Annotated in this window: 17 protein-coding genes and 1 pseudogene; 9 read left to right on the top strand and 9 right to left on the bottom strand. The window is 74.7% G+C overall.

Annotated elements, in window-relative coordinates; genetic code table 11:
* Positions 1-11: 11 nt before the first annotated feature.
* From ACSHWO_RS26525 to ACSHWO_RS26510, 4 genes are all read right to left on the bottom strand, one after another.
* Positions 12-632, bottom strand: coding sequence for a TetR/AcrR family transcriptional regulator (locus tag ACSHWO_RS26525; protein WP_385837307.1), 621 nt, complete (start codon positions 630-632; stop codon positions 12-14).
* Positions 633-690: 58 nt separating this feature from the next.
* Positions 691-2,091: a hypothetical protein gene (locus tag ACSHWO_RS26520; protein WP_438315583.1), complete on the bottom strand. Its 1,401-nt coding sequence runs from the start codon at positions 2,089-2,091 to the stop codon at positions 691-693.
* Positions 2,088-2,939 carry a hypothetical protein gene (locus tag ACSHWO_RS26515; RefSeq protein WP_438319280.1) on the bottom strand — a complete coding sequence of 284 codons (852 nt, stop codon included), beginning with the start codon at positions 2,937-2,939 and terminating at the stop codon, positions 2,088-2,090. The genes ACSHWO_RS26520 and ACSHWO_RS26515 overlap by 4 nt, the downstream gene beginning before the upstream one ends.
* 325 nt (positions 2,940-3,264) lie before the next feature.
* A complete protein-coding gene (locus ACSHWO_RS26510; protein ID WP_438315580.1) occupies positions 3,265-5,403 on the bottom strand; it encodes a right-handed parallel beta-helix repeat-containing protein in 2,139 nt (712 codons plus the stop codon).
* 146 nt (positions 5,404-5,549) lie between these two features.
* On the opposite strand from ACSHWO_RS26510, the gene hmgA reads away from it, so the two are divergent.
* Complete coding sequence (hmgA, locus tag ACSHWO_RS26505) at positions 5,550-6,863, top strand: homogentisate 1,2-dioxygenase (protein ID WP_361097877.1); 1,314 nt, start codon at positions 5,550-5,552, stop codon at positions 6,861-6,863.
* An 87-nt stretch (positions 6,864-6,950) separates the two neighbouring features.
* Positions 6,951-7,700 (top strand): GntR family transcriptional regulator, encoded by a 750-nt coding sequence (locus ACSHWO_RS26500; protein WP_361097880.1) that lies wholly within the window; start codon positions 6,951-6,953, stop codon positions 7,698-7,700.
* A gap of 164 nt (positions 7,701-7,864) precedes the next feature.
* On the opposite strand, the gene ACSHWO_RS26495 is transcribed toward ACSHWO_RS26500, so the two are convergent.
* Complete coding sequence (locus ACSHWO_RS26495) at positions 7,865-8,029, bottom strand: hypothetical protein (RefSeq protein ID WP_361097883.1); 165 nt, start codon at positions 8,027-8,029, stop codon at positions 7,865-7,867.
* 159 nt (positions 8,030-8,188) lie between these two features.
* On the opposite strand from ACSHWO_RS26495, the gene ACSHWO_RS26490 reads away from it, so the two are divergent.
* The gene (locus ACSHWO_RS26490; protein ID WP_438315575.1) at positions 8,189-9,394 is read left to right on the top strand and encodes a type ISP restriction/modification enzyme; all 1,206 of its coding nucleotides are present in this window, start codon (positions 8,189-8,191) and stop codon (positions 9,392-9,394) included.
* A gap of 72 nt (positions 9,395-9,466) precedes the next feature.
* Here the strand turns inward: ACSHWO_RS26490 and ACSHWO_RS26485 are convergent, their stop codons facing one another.
* A complete protein-coding gene (locus tag ACSHWO_RS26485; protein WP_438315572.1) occupies positions 9,467-10,195 on the bottom strand; it encodes a TetR/AcrR family transcriptional regulator C-terminal domain-containing protein in 729 nt (242 codons plus the stop codon).
* A 120-nt stretch (positions 10,196-10,315) separates the two neighbouring features.
* Here ACSHWO_RS26485 and ACSHWO_RS26480 point away from each other — a divergent pair, with 120 nt between their 5' ends.
* A complete protein-coding gene (locus ACSHWO_RS26480; RefSeq protein WP_438315569.1) occupies positions 10,316-11,518 on the top strand; it encodes a CaiB/BaiF CoA transferase family protein in 1,203 nt (400 codons plus the stop codon).
* A 34-nt stretch (positions 11,519-11,552) separates the two neighbouring features.
* Here the strand turns inward: ACSHWO_RS26480 and ACSHWO_RS26475 are convergent, their stop codons facing one another.
* Complete coding sequence (locus ACSHWO_RS26475; RefSeq protein WP_361097895.1) at positions 11,553-11,822, bottom strand: hypothetical protein; 270 nt, start codon at positions 11,820-11,822, stop codon at positions 11,553-11,555.
* 450 nt (positions 11,823-12,272) lie between these two features.
* On the opposite strand from ACSHWO_RS26475, the gene ACSHWO_RS26470 reads away from it, so the two are divergent.
* Positions 12,273-13,997, top strand: a complete 1,725-nt coding sequence (locus ACSHWO_RS26470) for a serine/threonine-protein kinase (RefSeq protein WP_438319279.1) — start codon at positions 12,273-12,275, stop codon at positions 13,995-13,997.
* A gap of 24 nt (positions 13,998-14,021) precedes the next feature.
* Here the strand turns inward: ACSHWO_RS26470 and ACSHWO_RS26465 are convergent, their stop codons facing one another.
* Positions 14,022-14,831 carry an SGNH/GDSL hydrolase family protein gene (locus ACSHWO_RS26465; protein WP_438315566.1) on the bottom strand — a complete coding sequence of 270 codons (810 nt, stop codon included), beginning with the start codon at positions 14,829-14,831 and terminating at the stop codon, positions 14,022-14,024.
* A gap of 223 nt (positions 14,832-15,054) precedes the next feature.
* Here ACSHWO_RS26465 and ACSHWO_RS26460 point away from each other — a divergent pair, with 223 nt between their 5' ends.
* Positions 15,055-16,152, top strand: a complete 1,098-nt coding sequence (locus ACSHWO_RS26460) for a DUF5925 domain-containing protein (protein WP_361097900.1) — start codon at positions 15,055-15,057, stop codon at positions 16,150-16,152.
* 195 nt (positions 16,153-16,347) lie between these two features.
* Positions 16,348-16,908 carry an FABP family protein gene (locus ACSHWO_RS26455; RefSeq protein ID WP_361097903.1) on the top strand — a complete coding sequence of 187 codons (561 nt, stop codon included), beginning with the start codon at positions 16,348-16,350 and terminating at the stop codon, positions 16,906-16,908.
* Positions 16,909-16,965: 57 nt separating this feature from the next.
* Here the strand turns inward: ACSHWO_RS26455 and ACSHWO_RS26450 are convergent, their stop codons facing one another.
* Entirely contained in the window at positions 16,966-17,352 is a 387-nt protein-coding gene (locus tag ACSHWO_RS26450) for a GntR family transcriptional regulator (protein ID WP_385837142.1), read from the bottom strand.
* A gap of 71 nt (positions 17,353-17,423) precedes the next feature.
* Here ACSHWO_RS26450 and ACSHWO_RS26445 point away from each other — a divergent pair.
* Together ACSHWO_RS26445 and ACSHWO_RS26440 are read left to right on the top strand one after the other, a co-directional pair.
* Positions 17,424-18,353 (top strand): annotated as a pseudogene (locus ACSHWO_RS26445) (GNAT family N-acetyltransferase); the annotation flags it as partial.
* A gap of 15 nt (positions 18,354-18,368) precedes the next feature.
* The gene (locus ACSHWO_RS26440; protein ID WP_438319278.1) at positions 18,369-18,839 is read left to right on the top strand and encodes a DUF402 domain-containing protein; all 471 of its coding nucleotides are present in this window, start codon (positions 18,369-18,371) and stop codon (positions 18,837-18,839) included.
* Positions 18,840-19,006 lie beyond the last annotated feature (167 nt).

The raw sequence follows: 19,006 nt of genomic DNA, 5'->3' as shown, positions 1-19,006 counted from the left end.
ACGCCGGGCGGTCAGTCGAGGGCGCGGGCCAGGTAGGCGTGCATCATGGCGCGGATTTCCGTCACGATCGCCGGATCGCCCGCCGGGTCGGTGCGGAAGGCCAGCTTGGTCAGCGCGTCGGTTGCCTCGACGGCGACGAGGACGGCCCGCTCCAGGTCCGGGTCGGGGCTCAGGCCCAGGTGCGCTCCGAGGAGTTCGGTGAGGCGCACGGCGACCAGCCGGTTGGGGTCGGCGGCGGGGCCCTCCTCGGGCGGGACGGGCACCCCGAAGTCGACGAGCGCGAAACCGGGGACGCTGCGCTTCATGGCCAGGTACTCGTCCAGTACGGCGTCGACGACCGGCCGCCAGTCCTCGGCCGGGAGGTCGGCGAGGCGCTCCGCGATGGCCTCGGTGTAGCGGTCGAGGTTGCGGTGGGCGAGGGCGATGGCCATGGCCCGCTTGTTGCCGAAGAAGCGGTAGACCGAGCCGATCGGCACGCCGGCGCGCAGGGCCACGGTCCGGGTGCTGAGGTTCTCGTAGCCGGTCTCGTCCAGGAGGTCGGCGCAGGCGTCGAGGATCCGGGCGAGCCGTTCGGCGCTGCGCTGCTGGACCGGCGTACGGCGCAAGGGGTGGGTGGGCGGCACGGGGTCCATCATGCCGCTCGGGCACGCGGTTTCAGCCGTCGTTCCGGGCGCGGTGTCCGGTGCTGCATCAGTTCAGCAGGAGTCCGATGCCGCCCAGGGTGTACGTGACCATCAGCGCGAGCATGGGGAGCTGTCCGGTCACGGCCCGGTGCGGCGGGAAGAGGCGTACGGCGCGGTCGTGCGCGGCGACGACACCGAGGACGTGGCCGGTGACGACGGCGACGACCTGGAGGGCGGCGAGGGCGGCGGATCCCAAGGGGGGCAAGGGATCCGGGCCGTTGTCAGTGCCGAGTGCCATGCTTACCGTGCGTGGTCCTTCGGTTACGAGAAGGGAGAAGTAGTGGGCGGTGAGATAGCCGAGCGCGATCGGCACGAGTGAGTGCGCGAAGGCGGTGAGGGGTCCGGGGTGCGGGCCGCTGACCAGGCGGGTGGCCGCCGCGCACAGGCAGTAGAGGGTGGCGACGAGGGCGATGGAAGCGAGCAGTCCGAGGGTGGCCGTGGGGGTGCGGCCCAGGGGGGAGGTCTGGAGGGTGTCGATCCATGCGGGGTGGTCGCTGAAGCCGTCGTAGGCGGTGGAGCCGAGCAGCACGCAGACGGTGGCGACGAGTCCGGGCCGCTCGGGCGTCGCGTCGAGTCCGTGGAAGGGGTTGCGGAGCACGAGACGGCCGTCGCTGCGGCGGCCGAGGGGGGAGAGCCGGGCCAGGAGGGCGGAGTACGCCTCGAAGGCGTCCCCGTCGTCGAACCAGCGCTCGCCGAAGCGGGCGGCGAGCGCCAGGTGGGCGCTGGTGTAGGCGGCGAGAGCGATCAGGAGGGTGGTGGTGGATGCGGGATCGGGTGCGGCGAGTTCGAGCCAGGTGAAGCCGAACAGTCCGGCGGCGGCGGGCCACTGGCCGAGCCGGGCGGGAAGGGGGGCGGGCCGGTGCGGGGCCGGCCGCAGGCGGCGCAGCGGGCTGTGCAGGAGGCGGTGCAGGGTGCGTAGCGGGTTGAGGAGGCGCCAGACGGGGCCGAGGAGGAGGGAGGCGGGTATGAGGCCGACCCAGAAGAGGACGTAGACGGCGCCGGGGCCGGGATTGCGGTCGGGGTCGTCGGGAGCGAGGAGGAGGGAGGCGAGCAGGGCCAGGTAGGCGGCGAGGCCGAGGGCGCGGAGGCCGCCGCGGGTCGTGGGCGCGTCGGCGACCCGCTGGAGGCCGGCCGGCAGGGCGAGGCCGGACCGGTCACCACGGAAGCGGGAGGACGACCACAGGAGACCGAGGGCGAGGAAGGAGACGAAGAGTGCGGTGAAGGCACCGGCGAACGCGTAGAAGGGAGAGATCGGGAGATCGTGCTGGGAGCCGATGCCGTGCGCGAGCACGGTGAGCGGGTCCCCGGCGGCCGGGTCCAGGACCACGCCCCGGCCGCCGGGCCCGCCTCCGGGTTCGCCCGCGGCCCCGCCGGCGGACTGCGCGTACGGGGGCGGGAACGGGGTCATCGGACGAGGAGCTGGGTCAGCACGAGGCGGGACTCGTGGGTCTCGACCTCGAACAGGCCCGTGCGGTCGGCCGTCAGCACCAGGGTGGCCTCCTGGCCTGCCGGCAGGGCGAGTTCCTTGTCGTAGCCGTGGACGTGCAGGGTGTCCGCGCGGTCACTGGTGACGCGCAGGGCGACGCTCTCGCCGCGCTTGAGCTCGGTGCGGCCGGGGGCGGGGACGACCCTGCCGTCCCGGACGGTGATGGTGACCGTACGGTCCGCCTGCGCGGGGGCGGGTGCGGGCGGGGACCCCGGCGGGGGTGCCGCATGGCTGTGGCCGCCTGACGCACCCGGGGCGGCGGCGGAGAGCTGTGCGGTGCCCTCGACCGGTTTCCCGGAGACCGCCCAGGCGGTGTGGTCGTCCGCGTAGAGGCGGACGGTCAGGGTGTGCGGGCCCTCGGGCACCTGCGCCGCGGGCAGGTGGTACCAGGGACCGTAGAGGCGGGCCAGCTTGCGGCCGTCGAGCTCCAGGTGGGCGTGGCCGGCGCCCGGGAGGGCGGCGCCGCCGGCGCTCTCGGGGGTGAAGCGGAAGTTCTCCACCGCCAGTTGGAGGTTCCAGCCGTCCTCGGAGTCGGGGTGGACGGTGACCCGCACCTCGGGCGCCCGCGCGGCGGGGACCTCGCGCAGGCGGTGGCCGGTGCCGTCGACGGCGTCGAGGAGCGTTCCCGTGCTGCCGGTGGCCTGCTCGTGGCTGGTGCCGGGCTTGTGGTGGGTCGTGGCCCGGCCGCCGCACCCCGCCACGGCGCCGCCGAGCACCACCCCGACGGCAAGCACCGCCACGGCCCGCCGCCACGCCCCGCCGGCGCGCAACGCCGCCCCCCGGCGCGGGCCGGCCCCGCCGCCGGGCCGGCAGGGGGGCGGCTCGGTGCCGGGGAGCGGGCCGTCGGGCGTGGGGGGACGGGTGTTGTCGGGGGGCCCGGCGGGGGCTGCGGGGTGGGCGGTCACTGCGGTCTCCAGGGGTCGGGGCCGTCGGGCGGGACGGCGGGTGGCGGCTCCCCGTTGGGGCCGTGGTGCCCCGCGGGACGGCACTCCCCAGCGGGCTGCGGCTCCCCGCGGGCTGCGGGTCCTCTTGGGCTCGGCTCCCCGCGGGCTGCGGGTTCTCGTGGTCGGCGCACCGCGGGGGCCGCCGGTGGGGTCAGGCGGGGACGGGTACGGGGCGGGGGCGGGGGGCGGAGGCGGCAGCGGCCCAGAGGGTCCAGACGACGGCCACGACGGCGCGGGCCCAGGCGGGGCCGATCGGGATCCAGGGGATCATCAGGACGGCCTTGTCGAAGGCGTCGAGCAGGGTGAGCGCCGCCAGGAGCAGGGTGAGCCGGGCCAGCCAGGGGCGGTCGGCGTGCAGGGCGAGGCCGGCGCCCGCCCACCACAGGCCCAGCAGGAGCAGGGCCAGGGCCGGGACGGCGGTGGGGGTGAGCGGCAGTGTGGAGCCGGCCACGTCCAGGGCCAGCCCGGCCAGGCCGAGCAGGGACGCGGCCGTGCCCAGGCGGGAGTGCCGCAGGCGGCGCCACCACAGCACTCCGCCGACCAGCAGCAGCACGGCCGCCGTGGCCAGCGCGATCTGGGTCTCCACCCGGGCCGGGCCGCGCGCCCCGTACCAGTCGCAGCCGGCCGGGAGCCTGCGGGCCTGCACGTTGTAGTCGGCGCAGACGAGCAGCTGGGCGAGTTTCACCGGCTCGCCGACCAGACGGGCCGATCCGCCGGACACGGCACCCCGGCGCTCCCCGCACCGCGGGAGCGTGCCCGGGCTGGAGCCGTCCGGGCCGGGCTGCCAGCAGTTGCCGCGGCCCTGGCCGTCCCACCACACGTCCATGCCGTTGGGGTGGACGGCGCCGGACTTGTCCTTGCCGAGGACGTTTCCGGCGTACCGGTTGTGGTGCGAGGTGTCGGTCTGCTTGGACCACTCGCCCTCGCCCCGGATGAACGCGGGCACGGCCGACAGGAAGAAGCCCGCGCGGCGGTGGCCGTACACCCAGTTCTGCTCGTAGACGTTCCAGTTGCCGCCCGCGGTGATGATGCCGGTGCCCGGCGGCATGGAGATCTGCGGGCAGACCACGCCCTGCTCGTAGCCGCGTTCGACGGGCGGCTTGGCGCAGGTGCCGTCGGCGACGTACCGGTAGTAGTCCTGGTTGTTGTCGTGGATCAGGTTCCGCTCGAACTTGGCGTGGTTCTGCGGGAGTCCGGGGTGTCCGGGGAAGGCGCTGTCCATCGAGGCGCCGCCCATGTTCTGGTCGAACTCGTTGTCGTGCACCCACACCGAGTCCCCGGCGGTGCCGGAGTAGCCGACCATGTTGTGGTGGCTGCGGCAGCCGGTGATCTCGATCGAGTAGCGGGGGACGTCGTAGCCGCGGCCGTCGTTGATGTCGGAGGCGCTGCCCGGGTAGATGCCGGAGTCGCCGTTCCCGTACGACTCGCAGTTCCTGTACAGGCCGTGGTCGCTGGCGAAGGTCAGGAAGCCGTACTCGTCGTTCCAGCGGGTCAGTACGTCGTCGATGACGAACCCGTCGGCGGCGAGGACGTACAGGGAGTTGAAGGTGGTGCGCTGGGCGGTGAAGTTGCGGAAGTAGACGCCGTCGGACCTGTCGGCGCGGATGGCGTTCAGCTTCTGGTACTTCGCGTCGACGACCACGTCGAGACGGGTCGCGCCGGTGCCCTCGATCTGCAGGTCCTTCTTGCCGAGGACGGCGACGAGGTTCTGGTTGTGCGGACAGCGCGCCTGCTGCTCGTAGGACAGGATCTGGTAGCCGAGCGCGGAGGAGGGGGCCTTCAGGGCGGCGCACTCCCCCGTCGGCTGCGGCAGTGACGGCTCCTCCTCGTACAGGCCGGGGAGGATCGCGATGTTCACGCCGGGGCGGTCCACGGCGTCGACGGCTTCCTGGAGGTGCCGGTAGCCGCTCTTCTCGCACCGCTCGTACAGGGCCAGGTTGCGCTGCCGCAGGGTTTCGGGGAACGCGGCGATCCGGCGTTCGAAGGCGGGCCGGTCGGTCTTGCAGACGAGCAGGTCGGGCTCGGTCGCGCGGTACTGCGGCACGGATCCCGAGCCGTCGGGGAGGGTCACGGGGCGCTCTTCGTGCGCGCGGGCGGCGGGTGCGGCCGCGAGGAGCGCCAGGAAGGCGAGGAGCAGGGCGAGGGCGGCGGTGAGCAGGGCGCTGGAACGAGCCTTGAGGGTGGCGGAGAGCGGGACGGAGAGCGGGACGGCAAGGGGGGCGGCGAAAGGGGCGGTGAGGGGGGCCGCCGGCACGGCAGGGGACCTGCGGGTCCACGGGGTCCACGACATGCGCGCGAGAGTAGAGCAATGTTCATGTTTTGTGAGCCCCCGCGGCACGCCCAATCCGCACGCGGCCCGCCGCCGAGCGCCATTGACGCGACGGGGACGGAATCCTACTGTCAGGCATAGGATTCCTTCGACAGAGTGGAAGAGCCATGAGCGAGCAGGCCAGGAAGACGGCCGAGGCCCTGGAGTACCTCACCGGTTTCGGCAACGAGCACAGCTCGGAGGCCGTCCCGGGCGCCCTCCCCGCAGGCCGCAACTCGCCCCAGCGCGCCCCCCTCGGCCTGTACGCGGAGCAGCTCAGCGGCAGCGCCTTCACCGAGCCGCGCAAGCACAACCGCCGCTCGTGGCTGTACCGGATCCGCCCCTCGGCCGCGCACCCGCCGTTCACCCGCATCGACAACGGCGCCCTGCGCTCCGCCCCCTTCACCGAGTCCCCTGCCGACCCCAACCGCCTGCGCTGGAACCCGACGCCCGACCCGGCCCCGGGCACCGACTTCCTCTCCGGCCTGTGGACGCTCGGCGGCAACGGCGACGCCACACAGCGCTCCGGCATGGCGATCCACCTCTACTCCGCCAACACCGACATGACGGACCGGGTCTTCAGCGACTCCGACGGCGAGCTGCTGATCGTCCCGGAGCGCGGCGGCCTGCTGCTGCGCACCGAGCTCGGCCTGCTCGCCGCGAAGCCGGGCGAGGTGGCGCTGATCCCGCGCGGCGTCCGTTTCCGCGTCGAGCTGCTCGACGACACCGCCCGCGGGTACGTCTGCGAGAACTACGGGCGCCCCTTCGAGCTGCCGGACCTGGGCCCGATCGGCGCCAACGGCCTCGCTGCCGCCCGGGACTTCCGGGCGCCGGTGGCGGCGTACGAGGACGAGGACCGCCCGACCGAGGTGGTGAACAAGTTCTGCGGCAACCTGTGGTCCGCGACGTACGACCACTCGCCGCTGGACGTGGTCGCCTGGTACGGCACGCACACCCCGTACGTCTACGACATGCGCCGCTTCAACGTCCTGGGCTCCATCAGCTACGACCACCCGGACCCGTCGATCTTCACGGTGCTGACCTCGCCCTCCGACACGCCCGGGCTGGCGGGCGTGGACTTCGTGGTCTTCGCGCCGCGCTGGCTGGTCGGCGAGGACACCTTCCGTCCGCCGTACTTCCACCGCAACGTGATGAGCGAGTACATGGGCCTGATCGAGGGTGCCTACGACGCCAAGGCGGAGGGCTTCGTCCCCGGCGGCGGCTCCCTGCACAACATGATGTCGGCGCACGGCCCGGACCGGGACACCTTCGACAAGGCCAGCGCCGCCGAGCTGAAGCCGCAGAAGATCGACGACGGTCTGGCCTTCATGTTCGAGACCCGCTGGCCGATCGCCGTCACCGCCCAGGCGGCCGGCGCCGGGCACCTCCAGCCCGCGTACGACGACGTATGGCAGGGGCTGGAGCGCCACTTCCGCGCCTAAGATGCCCCCGGCCCCTCCCTCCCCCGGCCCGCCGCCTCGGAACGGGAGGGGCCGACACCCGACACCCCGTCCGTACGGAGAACGACCGTGACCGCCTTCGCTCCCGATTCTCTGGTACTCAACCGGAAGCTGCCGCTCTGGTACCAGGTGTCACAGTCGCTGCGCGCCTCCATACTGGGCCGCACCCCGGACGCCTCGCTGCGCCTGCCCACCGAGGAGCAGCTCGCCGAGCACTACGGGGTGAGCGTGCTGACGATGCGCCAGGCACTGAAGGAGTTGGAGGGCGAGGGGCTGATCAGCCGGCACCGGCGGCGCGGCACCTTCATCGAACCGGGCGCGCGGCGCGGGGCCCCGGTGCGGCTGCTGGGCTCGGTCGACACGATCGTGGCGCAGCAGTCGGGCGACCGCACGACGGTCCTCGGCCGTGAGCGGACCCCGGTGTCCGGGGAGTTGCTGGAGCACTTCCCGGACACGGCGGAGGTGGTCACGTACCGGCGGCTGCGGCACGACGGCGAGAGCGGCGAACCGACGAACTGGGCGGAGAACGCCGTCCGCGCCGAGATCGCGGACCTGGTGGACGTGGCGGACCTGGCGCGCTGGCCGATGACGAAGGTGCTGCGCGATGTCGTCGGGGTGCGGATCAGCCGGATCACGGACACGGTGGAGGCGCGGCTCGCCGACCCGGAGACGGCCGAGCTGCTCGACGTGCCGCTGCTGAGCCCGATCCTGCACTACACGGGCGTGACCTACGACGAGGACGGCAGGGTCGTGGACGTGGCGCGGATCCGGTACCGGGGGGACCGCTTCTCGTTCACGGTGACCGTCGAGGCCCACTGAGGCGACGCCCGCCGGGTGGAGGGCCAGCGAGCGGGCGGCCGCGCAGCAAGCGGGGGCCGGGGCCAACGGTCCAGCCCGGCCCGAGCGGGCCCGATCCGGGCCGAGCGGGCCCTACCCGGCCTGGCCTGACCCGACCCGGTGCCGCGCGCGCCGGAGCCGGGGCGCTACTTCCTGTCGTCGTCCGCGCTGCGCTCGCCCTCCGCCTGGGACGGGGTGGTGCGCATCGTGTCCGGGTGGTGGTGGGCCGCGCGCTCCTTCTCGTCCATGTCCTCGTCGAGGCGCTCGCCCTCGGCCTGCGACGGAGTCGAGTATTCGTCGTACTGGCTCATGGCCACTCCCCGCATCCGCAGTTTCGTACGCTCCGCATGTTTCGGACGTTCCACAGATCCCGTACATGCACATCCCGTACATAAGGAGCGTAACGCTTCGGTCTGCGCACAGCTCTGCGGGCCGCCCGGCCCCTGCAGCGCCTCGCTACCATCTGCCGGGTGAGCGAAGACGTACCGCTGCTGGACGATCTGATGCCCTGGGCCGTGAGCGGCCCGCGCCTCGGCCGCACCTGGGTCGCGGCCCCCGACCCGGATGCCCTGCGGACCCGCTGGGCGGTCCTGGCCGGGGCCGAAGGAGCCGAGCGGGAGCGGCTGTTCCGCCCGACCCGGCTGCGCTCGCCCGCCCTCGGGGCGGCCGCCCTGCCCGGCCAGCGCTCCGCCTCCACGGCCGGCTTCGCCGATGCGCCCGGCCCCTGCCCCGATCCGGTGCGGGTGCTGTACGCCCCCTTCGACGAGCAGTGGCTCCTGCCCGACCAGCGGCTCATCGACGCCTCGCGGCCGCAGCTGTGGCGGGTCCTGGACGAGCACCAGCTCTTCCTCGTCGAGGCACCCGCCACCGGCCCGGAAGGCCCGCTGGTCACCCGGCACCTCCCGACGGTCCGGCCGGCCGGCGTCCGCCCGCTGCACCGCCGCCCCGGCGGCGCCGAGCCGAACCTGGCGCCCGGCCTGCCGGAACTGCTGGGCGAGCGCTACGGCGGCCCGGTCACCCCGCAGGACGTGCTGTGCTGGGTCCTCGCGGCGGGCCGGCCGGGCCCGCGCGGCCACGAGGTGCCGCTCGCCGCCGACCCGGAGCGCTGGCGCGCCGGGCTGGACCTCGGCCGGCGGCTGCTCGCGGTGCAGGTGCGCGGGGTGGGTGGCGGTGAGCCGCCCCGGCTGCCGGGCGGACGCAGGCCGTACGTGCGCTCGGCGATCCGGGGCTGGCCCGACGGGCTCGGCTGGGACCCGGAGACCGGGACGCTGGCCCTCGGCTCCGGGACCGTGTCCCCGGTGCCGCGGGCCGCCTGGGAGTACGAGCTGCCGGGCACGCCCGCCGGGGCCGGCGGTACGGCAGCGGGCACGCGGGTGCTGCAGGCCTGGTTCGCCGCCCGCTGCGCCCACCGGGACCGCGCAGCCGAGGGGCTGGATGCGCTCGGGCCGGCAGAGTGGCCGCAGGCCTGGACCTCGGAGCTGCTGGCCCTGGTGACCACGCTGGCACTGCTGGCCGATCTGCGCCCGGAGCGGGAGGCGTTCGCACCGGGGCCGCCGCTGTCCCGCACCGACCTGGTGGCGGCGGGGGTGCTGCCGCCGCCGCGGTGGGCCCGGCGGCCGGCCTCCGTACTGGACCACCAGGAGGAGGGCCCGGGCGGGCAGTTCGCACTGCTCTGACCGGGGCCGTGCCCGGAGCCGAGAGCCCGGAGCCGGATCCTCGGATCACCCGGGTCCCCCGCGCCGGCCGCCCTACGCGGTGTCCCAGCCGCCGAGCAGCCGGTCCATCGAGCGGTCGAACACCGCACCCATGTCCGCGGTCGCCTCCGCCACCGGGTAGGCGTCCGCCAGCGCGGCCCCGAGCAGCGGGTACCGCCCGGTCCCGAGCGCCGAGCCCAGCCAGGCCGTGCGCACCGCCGTCTCCTCGGCCTCGCTCCAGGGCAGCGCGCGGGCCCGCTCGGCCATGGCGAGCTCCCCGGCCACGAACGTCGCCACCGAGCCGTTGACCGACGCGACGAGCTCCAGCTTCTCGGCGCCCGACAGCTCCAGCGGGGCCAGGCAGGCCAGGCTGTGCTCCAGGTAGCGCAGGGCGTTCGGGCTGAACCCGTAGACCGGGGTCAGCAGCCGCGGCAGCCAGGGGTGGCGGTGCATCAGCTGCCGGGTCTGGCGGGCCAGGGCCAACAGGTCGGCCCGCCAGTCGCCGGTGGGCGCGGTGAACTCGTACTCCCCGCTGACCGCGTCGACCATCAGCTCGTACAGGTCCTCCTTGCGCGGCACGTAGTTGTACAGGGACATCGTCCCGGCGCCGATGCCCGCGGCCACGCGCCGCATGGAGACGGCGTCGATCCCCTCCGCGTCGGCGATCCGCACCGCCTCGGCCGCTATCGACTCGCGGGTGTGCGCGGGGCGGGGTCCGCGGCCGGCGCGCTGCGGGCGGGTCCAGATCACTTCGGGGTCAGCGGGGCGCCCGCTGGGTGTCATCGCTCATCACCTCGCCACCATCCTAGGTACGTACGTCGTACGCAGAGGCTGGGGCCGCGGCAGGGCGTTCTACGGGGTGGGGGTGACAGGAGCCGCCCCCACCCCGTAGACATCGACGTCATGGAACACTCGCCCGAACCCCTGCCGCTGGACGGGATCACGGTCGTCGCCGTCGAGCAGGCCGTCTCCGCGCCCTTCGCCACCCGCCAGCTCGCCGATCTCGGTGCCCGGGTGATCAAGGTGGAGCGCCCCGACGGCGGCGACTTCGCCCGCGCCTACGACACGGCCGCGCACGGCCTGGCCTCGCACTTCGTCTGGGCCAACCGCGGCAAGGAGTCGATCGCCCTGGACCTGAAGGACCCGCGCGGCCTGGAGGTCCTGCACGGACTGCTCGACGGGGCGGACGTGTTCGTCCAGAACCTGGCGCAGGGTGCGGCGGCCCGGCTGGGGCTGGACTCGGCCGCGCTGTGCGCGCGGTACCCGCGGCTGGTCGCGGTGGACGTCTCCGGGTACGGCGCCGAGGGCCCGTACGCCCACAAGCGCGCCTACGACATGCTCGTGCAGTGCGAGGCGGGGCTGGTCTCGGTGACGGGCACCCCGGAGCAGCCCGTCAAGGCCGGCGTCCCGGCCGCGGACATCGCGGCGGCCATGTACGCCTTCTCGGGGGTCCTCGCGGCGCTGGTGCGGCGCGGGGTCACGGGGCGCGGGGGCCGGGTGGAGGTGTCCATGCTCGACGCGCTCGCCGAGTGGATGGGGCATCCCCTGCACCACACGATGCACGGTGGGCGGCAGCCGGACCGGACGGGACTGGCGCATGCGGTGATCGCCCCGTACGACGCGTACGTGACGGCGGACGGCGACCGGGTGCTGCTGTCGGTGCAGAACGACCGGGAGTGGCGCCGGCTCGCCGAACAGGTGCTCCAGCGGCCCGAGCTGGCGGAGGATCCGGCGTTCGCGACGAACGCGGCGCGCACCCGCGGGCGGGAGGAGACGGATGCCGTGGTGGCTCGGGCGCTGTCCCGGCTGGACGCCGGCGAGGCGATCGGGCGGCTGGAAGCAGCGGGCATCGCCTGCGCCCGGCTGAACTCGGTGGCGCAGCTCGCGGAGCACCCGCAGCTGACGGCACGGGACCGCTGGCGTCAGGTGGACTCACCGGTCGGCCCTCTACGGGCCCTGCTGCCGCCCATCGGCCTGCCGGGAGGCCCGGCACCGCACATGGGTGCGGTGCCCGCGCTCGGCGAACACACCGAGGCCCTGCTGCGCGCCCTGGGGATGTCGGGCGCGCAGATCACGACGCTGCGCCGGGATGGAGTGATTGCGTAGGGCCGGGCGAAACTTCTCGGGGTCGGGGACAGTTCTACGAGCGGCGGCTGCCGAAGAGCGAGCGGCGCAGGCGGCGCAGCGGCGCGAAGAGCGAGACGCGCGCGCTCCGGCTGCGCAGCCGGTGCGTGTGGTCGCGAGCGGTGAGCTCGCGCATCAGCAGGGTCGCCTCGGCGACTTCCCGGTGGGGGACGGCAGGTCCGCCCAGCACGGCGAGGTGGCGGTCGAGGCGCGAGCTGGTCGCGCTGCCGCCGCACGTGATGGCAGGCACGCGGGGCGGCCTGCTGCGCATTGCTATCTGTTCCATCTTTCTCTCCCCACCCGTACGAAGGCACCCGGCCCGGGCAGGTTAACCCTATCGCCCCCGCGATGCCCGCGGGTATCCCGGTGGTGTGAATTACCCCTATGCGTCGGGGAGTTGACGATTACTCAGCGAAGTCGACGGTTACTCTCCGTAACGCCAGGGCGGCCCGGGGGTCACGGAGGGCGATTCCCGCCCGCGCGGCAGGGGTCAGGCGGCCGACACTGCGGTAACGTGGAGTGACCACCCGATGACGCATCGCCGCCACACCGACGCAGGGGGTGCGCGGATGCATTGGACGCACAGGGGGCGCGCGTGACGGACGACCGGGGTGGCACGGAGGGCCCGGAGAACACGGAGAGCACGGAGGAGGAGCCGGGCGCGCCCGCGGGCTCGCGCCCGGGTCGGGCCGTCGCGGGCCGGTACCGGCTGCTCGCCCTGCTGGGCCGGGGCGGCATGGGCGTCGTGTGGCGGGCCCGGGACGAGGTCCTGGCGCGCGAGGTGGCCGTCAAGGAGGTACGGGCGCCGGCGGGGCTGGACGGGGCCGAGGTCGGACGGCTGTACCGGCGGCTCGAACGGGAGGCCTGGGCGGCGGCCCGGGTCTCGCACCGCGGGGTCGTCACCATCTACGACGTGGTCACGGAGGAGGGCCGCCCGTGGATCGTCATGGAGCTGGTCCGCGGGCTCTCGCTGGCCGAGGTGCTGGAGGCGGACGGGCCGCTGACCCCGCAGCGCGCCGCCCACCTCGGGGAGCAGGTCCTGGCCGCGCTGCGGGCCGCGCACGGGGTGGGGGTGCTGCACCGGGACGTCAAGCCCGCCAACGTACTGCTGGCCAATGACGGCAGGGTGGTGCTGAGCGACTTCGGGATCGCCCGCCTGGAGGGCACTGCGGCGATCACGAGGACGGGCGAGGTGGTGGGCTCGCCCGAGTTCCTCGCCCCGGAGCGGGCGTTGGGGCGCGAGCCGGGCCCCGCCTCGGACCTGTGGTCGCTGGGCGTACTGCTGTACGCGGCCGTCGAGGGCGTCTCGCCGTTCCGCCGGGACACCCCGCTGTCCACGCTGCAGGCCGCGGTCGACGGGGAGTTGCCGCCGCCGCGCCGGGCCGGGCCGCTGGCGCCCGTACTGGAGGGACTGCTGCGCAAGGACCCGGACGAGCGACTGCCTGCGGAGGAGGCGGCCCGGATGCTGCGGGTCGTCGGCGCGGGCGGGACCGTACGGGACCCGGGCGGGCCGCGGTCCGGCACGGGAGCGGGGACCAGGGCGGGGGCGGGGGCCGGGACGGGGGCGGGGACCGGGACGGGGGCGACACCGCCGCTTCCGATGCCCGGGCCGGCCGCCACCGTACCGGCCGTCCCCGCGCCCGACCCCGGCTCCGGGCACGGCCCGGAGTACGCCTCCGGATACGGCCCAGAGGACGGCTCCGGGCGCCCGGGGCGGGCCGGGGCGGTGCTGGCCGTCGGGATCGTGGTGCTGCTGCTGGCGGTGGTGGCCCTGGGCTGGCTGCTGCTGCGGGACCGCCCGGCCGGGGACGCCTCCGGTTCGGGCGGCGGTCCGGCCGCCACGGGCGGTGGCGCCCCGTCGGGCTCGGCGGGCCCCTCCGGCAAGACGGGCTCCGCGGCCCCGGGTTCGGCCCCGGCCTCCGCATCGGCGTCCACTGCATTCGCGTCGGCGTCCGCGTCCGCGTCGGCGTCCGCGTCCGCATCCGGCTCCGACTCCGACTCCGGCTCGGCCTCGGTGTCGCCGTCGGCCGCGCCCTCGCCGCGGGTCGTGGTCTCCGTCCGTGCCGTGCGCGGGGAGTACCGCGGGACCTGCCCGCCGGCCGCCTCGCGGGCACCGGCCTTCACCGCCGCCGTCGAGGTCGAGCCGCGGCCGGCGGTGCTGGAGTACCGGTGGGTGACGCGGAGCGGAACGCCCGCCGGCCCCGGCTGGCAGTCCGTCACATATACCGCGGACGGGCCGGCGAGCCGGCAGTTGGAGCACACCGCCCTCGGGTACCGCGCGGGCGGGACCCTCGACGACGCGGTCCGCCTGGAGGTGCGGGGGCCGGTGCCGGTGGTCTCGGAGTGGGCGGGGTTCTCGGTGACGTGCGAGGAGGCGGCCCCGACGGGCGGGGTCGCCTCCCCCGGTGCGAGCGGGTCGCCGGGTCCGGCTGCGTCGCCGGACCCGGCGCCCGCGCCCTGAGGCCTGCCCCGCGGGGCAGGCGGGTCAGGCCTTGCTGCGGAAGACGGGCAGGTAGCCGCCGGACTGGCCGGCCGCGGTCGGGTGGTACGACTCGACGATGTTGAGCCAGTTGACGCTGTGCAGCCACGCGTCGCCGGAGCAGATCTCGTGGCCGGTGAAGGCGCCGGCGACCGAGGCGAAGGTGAAGCCGTGGGCGGTGGCGCGCTTGCTGATCGCGGCGTTCAGGTGGTCCGCCGCGCCGTTGATGGCCGAGCGTTCGCCCTCGGTGAGGCCGGCGACGCAGGTGCCGTTCAGCTTGTAGAAGCGGGGGTAGCCGAGGACGACGACGCGGGCGGAGGGCGCCCGGCCGCGGATGGCGTCGTAGACCTGGTCGAGCTGGCCGGGCAGGGTGGCGTCGACGTACGCCTTGGCCTGGTTGATGCGGTTGACACAGGTGGACTCGGACTGGAGCACACAGGTCGTCATGACGTCGGAGAAGCCGGCGTCATTGCCGCCGATGGTGATGCTGACCAGGTCGGTGCCGGAGTTCAGCGGGCCGAGCTGGCCGGAGAGGACGTCGCCCGTGCGGGCGCCGGAGCAGGCGGTGAAGGCGAAGGACTGCGGGGAGTTGGCGGCGGCCCACAGGGCCGGGTAGGCGCGGTTGGTCCGCTTGCATGCGCCGCTGGAGCTGTCGTAGTTGCCGGCGCCGACGCCGGAGGAGTACGAGTCGCCGAGGGCGACGTAGCCGAAGTCGGCGGCGGCGCCGGCCTGGCCGGCGCCGAACAGGACGGCGCCCGCGGCGAGTAAGAGGGAGGAGGTCCAGGCGGCGAGGCGTGGCAGGCGTCCCAAGGGCATGGTGCGGCTCCTCAAGGGGTGTGGGGGGGACTCAGGAGTCGGGGTTACTCCTGAGTCCGTGGTACAAGGAGCCCGGGATGGCTGGAAGTGTCCATGCCAAGAATTTTTGGCGCAGACTTGTGCCCCGAATCTTCACGGCCACGGCGTTTGGCGGAGGCCGGCACGCACCCGTTCCGGCGAAACACGGGTGCACAGGGGCAGTTCGTGCCGGATCATGGGCGCCATGTCAGCCAACCCGCATGATGCGCTGCCGATCCGGCTCAACGTCGACGACAGCGATTCGCCCTCGGACGTCGTGGACGCGCTCTTCCTCGGCCGGTTCGCGTCCGGCGAGCAGCCGTACTCGCGCAGCGTCACCATCGAGCGGGTCAAGGCCGAGGCGACCCTGCTACCGGCCGGGGCCACCGTGCTGCGCTCGTCACGCGACTCCGACCGAAGCGCCGTCCTGGCGGAGGGCGCCGGCTGGACGGTGCTCGTGTCCCGCTGGAGCAGGGGTGCGGACGTGACGGTGACGGCGGTCAGCGACGAACTCGCGGCGGGGGTGCTCGGCGAGGCCACCGAGGGGGCCCAGGACGAACCCGAACCGCAGCCGGAGAACGTCACGATGGGGTTCTGGTACGTCTCCCCGCGCCGGGGCCCGTACCGCACGACGCGCCAGATCAGCGCGGGGACCTGGGCGGAGGTGCGGTCGAACTACACCGCGCCGGTGGCCTCGGCGATGGACCGGCTGATGAAGGTGACCCCGGACGACATCGCCGGACGGCTCCTGCTGCTGCACGGGCCGCCCGGGACGGGGAAGACCTCGGCGCTGCGGACCCTGGCCCGGTCGTGGCGGGACTGGTGCCAGGTGGACTGCGTCCTGGACCCGGAGCGGCTGTTCAACGACGTCGGCTACCTGATGGACATCGCGATCGGCGAGGACGAGGGCACGGCGAAGGGCCGCTGGCGGCTGCTCCTGCTGGAGGACTGCGACGAGCTGATCCGCGGCGAGGCGCGGCACACCGCCGGCCAGGCCCTGTCGCGGCTGCTGAACCTGACGGACGGGCTGCTCGGCCAGGGCCGCAACGTGCTGGTCGGGGTGACCACGAACGAGGACCTGGAGCGGCTGCACCCGGCGGTGGTCCGGCCCGGGCGCTGCCTGGCCCGCATCGAGGTCGGCAGGCTGACGCACCGCGAGGCCGTGGAATGGCTGGGCGGCGACGAGGGCGTCTCCCGCGAGGGCGCCACCCTGGCCGAGCTGTTCGCGCTGCGCCGGGGCACGGGCCCGGCGGCCGTCCTGCCGCCGCAGGGCCACGGCGCGGACGCCGGCCTGTACCTCTGATCCTGGCTCGGGGCGGCGCCGCCACCCCGGCCGCCGCGCGGTACCGGCTCTCCGGCACCGCGCGGCGGCGGTGTCTCCCGTACGCCGGGCCCCTGGGCCGCGAGAATGGGCAGCGGACCCGTGTCCCGGGGACGGGCCGGAGTCCGTCGGTGCCCCGGGGCAGCCCGAACGACCCCGACCCGGAGAGAGCCGACCGTGCCCGACGCCCCGCACGAGAACCCGTACCCCGACACCCACGTCCTCGGCGAGGGCCCCGAACCCCACCCGCAGCTGAAGCCGGTCCTCGCCCTGATGGGCCACTGGCACGGCGGTGGCAGCGGCCAGTACCCGACGCTGGAGCAGGACTTCCGGTACCGGCAGGAGATCGCTTTCAGCCATGACGGCAGGCCCTTCCTGCGCTACGAGTCGCGCGCATGGCTCGTGGACGGGGCGGGCACGGCCCTGCGCCCGGCAGGACGGGAGAGCGGCTGGTGGCGGGTGCTGCCCGACACCTCCCTGGAGGTGGTCCTGGCCCACCCCAGCGGCATCGTGGAGACCTACCTCGGCTCGGTCACCGGCTCGGGCGGGGGCGGCGAGCTCGTCGTCGAGCTCGCCACGGACACGGTGGCGTGCACCCCCCGGGCCAAGGAGGTCACCGGCATGCGGCGCCGGTACGTGCTGCGCGACGGCGAGTTGTCGATCGAGCAGGACATGGCGGCCCTGGGCCTCCCGCTGGAGCACCACCTGAGCGCCCGGCTCCGTCCCCGGCTGCCGTAGCCCGCGGCCACCCGCCGGACCGTCGGACCCCGGCCTCGGCCTCGGCTCCGACCCCGGCTACTCGCCGTAGCGCGCGCGCAGGGCGTCCAGGGCGGTCGCCGTCGCCTCGTCGAAGGTCAGGCCCAGCCGCTGCGCCCGTTCGGCGAAGGCCTGCGCTGCGGCGGCCGCCTCCCGGACGGCGGTGTCGCCGGCGGCCGCGACGAACGTGCCGTGCCGGCCCCGCGTCTCGATCACCCCGTCCGCCTCCAGCACCCGGTACGCCTTCGCCACCGTGTTCGCCGCGAGCCCGAGCTCCTCCGCGAAGCCCCGTACGGTCGGCAGCTTGAATCCCACCGGCAGCCGGCCCGTCCTCGCCGCCTCGGCGATCTGCGCGCGCAGCTGCTCGTACGGGGCGGCCGCGCCGGCCGATCCGTCGATCCGGATGTTCAGGTTCGTCGAGGTCACCCGGCTGATTCTTCCCCATCCGGCGGAAAATCCGGAGGCGTTCGCCGGCGTCCCGCACTTACCGTCGCCGCATGACCGTATCGATCCGCGACCTCCGCCGCGGCGACCCCTCGGACGTGGCGGCCGTGGTCCGCGTGCGCCGTGCGGCGCTGCCGTTCATGATCTCCACTGCCGAGGGCGTGGCCTTCGAACTGGACGGCGCCCACCCCGGCGAACACCGCCGCATCCTGGTCGCCGAGGACGGCGACGGCCTCGTCGTCGGAACCGCCCAGGTCGGCATCGCCCACGACAGCACCGAGCCGGGCCGGGCCTTCGCCAACGTCCACGTGCACCCCGACCACCGCGGCCGCGGCGCGGGCACCGGCCTGCTGCGTGCGGCCGAGGAGCACGTCTCGGCCCACGGCGGGGTCGAGGTGTTCTCCTGGGTGCCCGACGAGGCCCCCTCGCGCGCCTACGCCGAGCGCCGCGGCTACCGCCCGAGCCGTTCCGCGCACTTCCTGCGCCTGGACCTGACCTCCGCCGAACTGCCGCCGTACCCGCAGGAGCTGCCGCCCGGCGTGGAGCTGCGGCCCGGCTCCGCGTTCGCCGGCGACCCGCGCCCGCTGTTCGAGGCGGACGCGGCGGTGACTGCGGACGAGCCGGGTGACGTGCCCCTCGTCCTGGACGACTACGCGGACTGGCTGCGCACCGTCTGGCAGGACCCGGAGCTGGACCACGGGCTGACCTCGGTCGTCCTCGTCGACGGGGTCGTGGCCGCGTTCGCCGCGGCCCGCACCGACGGCGGGACCCGCTACGGCTCGGCGATGACCGGCACCCTCGCCGGCTTCCGCGGCCGCGGCCTGGCCAAGCTCGCCAAGACGGACTCCCTGCACCGGGCGCGGGCGGCCGGCTACCGGGAGGCCTTCACCGGCAACGACACCGGGAACGGGGCGATGCTCGCCGTCAACCGGTGGTTCGGGTACGAGGTCTGCGCGAGCGAGGTCCGCTTCGTACGGCGGCTCGACGGCGAACGGCAGGTGACGGTGGCCCTGTCCAAGGCCGGCCGGACCAAGATCCGATATCCGGCGGAGGTGGTGGCCGACACCGGCGACCGGATCACCGTACGGGCGCCGTGGGCGGCGGACGGGGTACGGGACTTCGGGTTCGTGCGCTTCGAGCCGGGCGACGTGTTCACCGAGCACTTCTGGCGGACGCGCTGGTACGCGGTGAAGGAGGTGCGGACCGGCGCGGGGGTGCTCAAGGGCTGGTACTGCGACGTCACCCGCCCGGCCGTGGTGGACGGCGGGGAGATCCGGGTGGTGGACCTCGACCTCGACCTGTGGGTGTCGGCGGACGGCTCGTCGGTGCTGCGGCTGGACGAGGACGAGTTCGCGGCGAGCGGCCTCGCGGACAGCGACCCGCGGGCGGCCGCCGAGGCGGTGAGGGCCCTCGACGCCCTGGAGCACCAGGCCCACGCACCGTCGGGTCTGGGCGCCCTCCTCGCCTGACGGGGCGCCGGCGGGGTTTCCTCAGGGGCTGCTTACCGGCGGCTTAAGCGGAGCCTAAGGATCTCCGGGAGGGGCCTCGGGCGGGTGGAACGGGCCGGTGGGGCGGCTAGCTTGGCGGAGCCGGGGAGGGTCGGCGCGCGGTGCCGGAGCCCACGGGGGGCGGCGCC

This window comes from Streptomyces pallidus (ex Mingjun et al. 2026), assembly GCF_051550185.1.
In the GTDB taxonomy this organism is placed as follows: domain Bacteria; phylum Actinomycetota; class Actinomycetes; order Streptomycetales; family Streptomycetaceae; genus Streptomyces.
Note: the sequence above shows the minus strand (reverse complement) of the source record. Positions and strands in the feature narration are given on the sequence as shown.

Coding starts and splice junctions, on each gene's coding strand:
- ACSHWO_RS26485 (WP_438315572.1), bottom strand. CDS start 10,195: ATGACACCCAGCGGGCGCCCCGCTGACCCCGAAGTGATCTGGACCCGC.
- ACSHWO_RS26465 (WP_438315566.1), bottom strand. CDS start 14,831: ATGCCCTTGGGACGCCTGCCACGCCTCGCCGCCTGGACCTCCTCCCTC.
- ACSHWO_RS26520 (WP_438315583.1), bottom strand. CDS start 2,091: ATGACCCCGTTCCCGCCCCCGTACGCGCAGTCCGCCGGCGGGGCCGCG.
- ACSHWO_RS26470 (WP_438319279.1), top strand. CDS start 12,273: ATGGGCGTCGTGTGGCGGGCCCGGGACGAGGTCCTGGCGCGCGAGGTG.
- ACSHWO_RS26460 (WP_361097900.1), top strand. CDS start 15,055: ATGTCAGCCAACCCGCATGATGCGCTGCCGATCCGGCTCAACGTCGAC.
- ACSHWO_RS26480 (WP_438315569.1), top strand. CDS start 10,316: ATGGAACACTCGCCCGAACCCCTGCCGCTGGACGGGATCACGGTCGTC.
- ACSHWO_RS26510 (WP_438315580.1), bottom strand. CDS start 5,403: ATGTCGTGGACCCCGTGGACCCGCAGGTCCCCTGCCGTGCCGGCGGCC.
- ACSHWO_RS26495 (WP_361097883.1), bottom strand. CDS start 8,029: ATGAGCCAGTACGACGAATACTCGACTCCGTCGCAGGCCGAGGGCGAG.
- ACSHWO_RS26525 (WP_385837307.1), bottom strand. CDS start 632: ATGGACCCCGTGCCGCCCACCCACCCCTTGCGCCGTACGCCGGTCCAG.
- ACSHWO_RS26475 (WP_361097895.1), bottom strand. CDS start 11,822: ATGGAACAGATAGCAATGCGCAGCAGGCCGCCCCGCGTGCCTGCCATC.
- hmgA (WP_361097877.1), top strand. CDS start 5,550: ATGAGCGAGCAGGCCAGGAAGACGGCCGAGGCCCTGGAGTACCTCACC.